The following is a 3630-nucleotide window of genomic DNA, read 5'->3' on the forward strand; positions in this document are numbered from 1 at the left end:
TCTAACAGCGTGTAGAGTATTAATTGGGCGTAAGGGAGAATGGTGTTCACTGTTCTCATCAATGTTTTTCCACGCCCTTTTTCTCATATTTTCAACCCCTTGAATAGTAGAGCTAATATACTAGTGCAAGATGTGAGTAAACTTGTGGTGGAGATAAGATGAAAATTCCAAACAGCAACGGAATTAGTAGACGGATCGATCGTTCTCGGGGGAATTGTCCTGCGGTACGGGACTTGAGTGCGAAATAGATGCTGGTGCCAGATAATAAGAAGAATAACGGTATAATCCATTGCAGCAAAATTCCTGCAAAGATAGTGGAGATCGCATCAAGCTGGTTATTTTTTACATGCCAAGCTCCGAGATCGAAAAATCGCAGACAGTGGAAAATGAAAACTGCAAATGTTGCTATAACCTTGAGCCAATCAAAGTCATAACGTCTTGCAGATCTACTTACTTCGAGGTTTAAAAGAGGTTCCTGATTCATATTGCCTTAACCTTATGTGAATCGGCGGTATCTCACCAGTTGCAAGTGTTACGATCGATGCGAATGGTGAATTATCGCAAGAGAATGTTTACTATAGTCTGGCAGATAATCAGGCAATCTACTTGTACCGCTCGATCTCTGCACAATTGTTTTCTTCACCCCTACTTTAAAATCTCAACTAACTTTTATCGGTATAATTATCATGGACTCAAAAACGCATTGGGAGACAGTTTACCAAACAAAAGCTGCCAATGAGGTAAGTTGGTATCGAGCGCACCTCGACAAGTCGCTAGCACTAATCAAACGTGCTGCCCCAGATCTCAATGCTACGATAATTGATATTGGTGGTGGCGAAGCAACATTAGTTGATGACTTAATCGAGAGAGGATACCAGCACCTGAATGTTTTGGATATTTCGCAAGCAGCAATAGATACGACTAAACAACGATTAGGAACAGTCGCAGATCGAGTCAACTGGTTAGTCGCCGACATTGTAACAGCAGACCTCCCATCGCAACAGTATGATGTTTGGCACGATCGAGCAGTGTTTCATTTTCTCACCTTGCCAGCACAACGAGTAGCCTATGCTCGACAAGTTTTGGATGCAGTTAAACCTGGCGGTCATGTAATTATTGCGACTTTTGGCTTAGATGGGCCAGAAAAGTGCAGTGGATTAGAGATTGTGCGTTATGATGCCGGATCGTTACAAGCAGAATTTGGAGATCGATTCCAGTTATTAGAGACTAGTATAGAATTACATAAAACGCCATTTAATACGACTCAGCAATTTTTATATTGCCATTACTTAATTGCAACTCCTTGATAAAAATATCCGCCAATTTTAGGTGTGTTAGGGCTGTAAAATTCCCGAATATCTAAATTATTAAACTGTTTAGCAATTAATAGGCGGATCGGGCGATCGAGATGACAGCCATCACCGATTACTTTCTGAATCGGAGTGATTCGATGTTGCCAAGTTTGAATATTTGGCTCATTGCTCAATCCGTGTTCGATAAATAGGAATTTACCACCTGGTTTTAGTACGCGGTGAATTTCAGCGATCGCTGTTTCTACCTGTTTGATACTGCACAGTGTCCAAGTACTAACTACCGTATCGAATGTATCATCTGCCATCGATAATTTTTCTCCATTTAGCACCTGATAATCTACCTCGATTGAACTAGCTGCTATCCGCTTTTGCGCGAGTTTATTCATCCCTGGATTGACATCAACAGTGGTAATTTTCTCTACTCGGCTTTGCGGGTAATACGCTAAATTTAAACCAGTTCCAAAACCAATTTCGAGTACCGATCCTACTGCATCGGCGAGGACTATCTGCCGATAGTTGGCAAAATCCTCCCCAGACATTACTCGGTCGATTAAAGTGGGAAAAATTAGTCGGGAATAAATATTCATAATAATAAAGAGTTTATTGACAATTGCCCAGTTGCCTGGGTTCATATATCCGACCGAAACAAGATATCCTGGCCCCGCATACGCCAACATCTTTTTCCAGAAGCTACCGTTAGTTGGGAGGGTTACTGTCCGCTGCACTCTGGTAGTGAAGGAATTTTGTCAATCTGTGACGTGGATTAATTTTCATATTCTTCTCATAATCTTCAGATTAACACACATGAACCTCTAAATTTAATGACCCGTCGGCATAGCCGCGCCGCGAGAATCCTATACTTTGACGACTTATCGCTGCTCCAGCAGCCACTGAGTCAGTAACGGCATCTGTCGAGACTGTCGTTGAAGCTGTTCCGTCTAAGAAAAGAAGGAGTAAAGAGGCTGTTTCTGCCGTTTTCAAGACAAAAGCTCGTAATGTCCACGTCTTTCAAGAATATATTAGTAATTTTGTTCTATAATAAGTTTGAAATCTAATTTCTTGCAATCGTGATGAATACATTTACGATCTATAACGCTAAATCCCAGTTTTCCAAATTGCTATCCCGCGTGGAACTGGGGGAAGAGATAATCATCGCCAATCGAGGTATCGCGGTGGCTAGGTTAGTTCCTGTAGAAAATAAGCGATCGCGCAGTCGCAGTATGGGTGTCGATCGGGGCTTATATTACATCCCCTCCAGTTTCAACAACCCGCTGCCGCCTTATTTATAAGCCCTAGTTTTTTGGTATTTGAGCTAAACAAGAGTAAGGAATCAGTAGCGAGTGAAAATACTAATCGATGCCCAGTGTTTTTTGTGGTGGTTTGTCGAACCCGATCGCTTGAGTGCTCCAACGATCGCCGCCATCTCTGACGAAACTAACTCACTCTGGTTTTCAGTTGCCAGCGCGTGCGAGCTGACGATTAAGGTGTCACTGGGAACGTTATCGCTGCCAGAACCGATCGATTCGTATCTTGCCAGTCGGATCAAAAAGTTGCGGGCACAATTTTTGGATATTCGAGCAGATCAGGTGTTAAAACTAGCAACATTGCCGCTAGATCGATTCGATCTGATCCTGCTGGCCCAAGCACGAGTCGAGGGCATGACCCTCGTTACTGCTAACCCAGAGCTGGCCGATCGTGATGTGGAAATCCTCCTTAACGACTCAGACGAACGTAACACGAATAGAATATCCGTGAGTCAAAGAGCCAGAGCAGAATTAGCGTCAAGCAAAAGTCTAAATCGATAGTCGCCAGTCGCTATTAATTCAAGGCAACTTGACAGAGATTGTGCGAACGCCCGATCGAACTCAATATTGATCGCCAATGCTTACACCTCGAATGGAGCCGTTATTCAGCAATTTAGTTGAATAACGACTCCATTTTTTTGTTAATCGTAAAATTTTGTTCACTGTTGGATTTACTCTTGATTATTTTTGGCAATCGTCTATAATCTCATGCGGATAAAAGAGAGTACGAATCTAACCTAACCAACTAATCAAGTCAAGTTAATTTTACTTAATACATGGCTGTTATTGTTCGATCGCCTCTTAACTGAATCTTCGATCGACGGTAGTTAAAAAACTTAGATTCTGGTTTTTTGTATCTAAACCGTTCGTCGTTCGATCGGTGGTTACTTAAATAAATCGAGTTAAAACTTATATTAATAAAAACATAGAGTATCATCATGAACTACGCCACTTCGCTAAGCAAACCGAGAAATAAAGTTTCTTGGAAATATATACAATATGCCTTGATTTCC

5 protein-coding genes are annotated in these 3630 nt (G+C 41.8%); 3 read left to right on the forward strand and 2 right to left on the reverse strand.

What is annotated here, in order from left to right:
- Positions 1-112: 112 nt before the first annotated feature.
- Positions 113-484 (reverse strand): acyltransferase family protein, encoded by a 372-nt coding sequence (locus ACEW9I_RS08550; protein WP_373539928.1) that lies wholly within the window; start codon positions 482-484, stop codon positions 113-115.
- 202 nt (positions 485-686) lie between these two features.
- Here ACEW9I_RS08550 and ACEW9I_RS08555 point away from each other — a divergent pair, with 202 nt between their 5' ends.
- Positions 687-1307, forward strand: a complete 621-nt coding sequence (locus ACEW9I_RS08555) for a class I SAM-dependent methyltransferase (RefSeq protein WP_373539929.1) — start codon at positions 687-689, stop codon at positions 1305-1307.
- On the opposite strand, the gene ACEW9I_RS08560 is transcribed toward ACEW9I_RS08555, so the two are convergent.
- Positions 1286-1900 carry a class I SAM-dependent methyltransferase gene (locus ACEW9I_RS08560; protein WP_373539932.1) on the reverse strand — a complete coding sequence of 205 codons (615 nt, stop codon included), beginning with the start codon at positions 1898-1900 and terminating at the stop codon, positions 1286-1288. The genes ACEW9I_RS08555 and ACEW9I_RS08560 overlap by 22 nt on opposite strands.
- Before the next feature lie 483 nt (positions 1901-2383).
- On the opposite strand from ACEW9I_RS08560, the gene ACEW9I_RS08565 reads away from it, so the two are divergent.
- Positions 2384-2602 (forward strand): type II toxin-antitoxin system Phd/YefM family antitoxin, encoded by a 219-nt coding sequence (locus tag ACEW9I_RS08565; protein ID WP_373539930.1) that lies wholly within the window; start codon positions 2384-2386, stop codon positions 2600-2602.
- Between the two features lie 51 nt (positions 2603-2653).
- The gene (locus tag ACEW9I_RS08570; RefSeq protein ID WP_373539931.1) at positions 2654-3118 is read left to right on the forward strand and encodes a type II toxin-antitoxin system VapC family toxin; all 465 of its coding nucleotides are present in this window, start codon (positions 2654-2656) and stop codon (positions 3116-3118) included.
- Positions 3119-3630: the final 512 nt, after the last annotated feature.

Source organism: Chamaesiphon sp. (assembly GCF_041738855.1).
GTDB lineage: Bacteria > Cyanobacteriota > Cyanobacteriia > Cyanobacteriales > Chamaesiphonaceae > Chamaesiphon.

Bases quoted from the DNA above. Each gene is read 5' to 3' on its own strand.
- ACEW9I_RS08565 (WP_373539930.1), top strand. From the start codon at position 2,384: ATGAATACATTTACGATCTATAACGCTAAATCCCAGTTTTCCAAATTG.
- ACEW9I_RS08555 (WP_373539929.1), top strand. From the start codon at position 687: ATGGACTCAAAAACGCATTGGGAGACAGTTTACCAAACAAAAGCTGCC.
- ACEW9I_RS08560 (WP_373539932.1), bottom strand. From the start codon at position 1,900: ATGAATATTTATTCCCGACTAATTTTTCCCACTTTAATCGACCGAGTA.
- ACEW9I_RS08550 (WP_373539928.1), bottom strand. From the start codon at position 484: ATGAATCAGGAACCTCTTTTAAACCTCGAAGTAAGTAGATCTGCAAGA.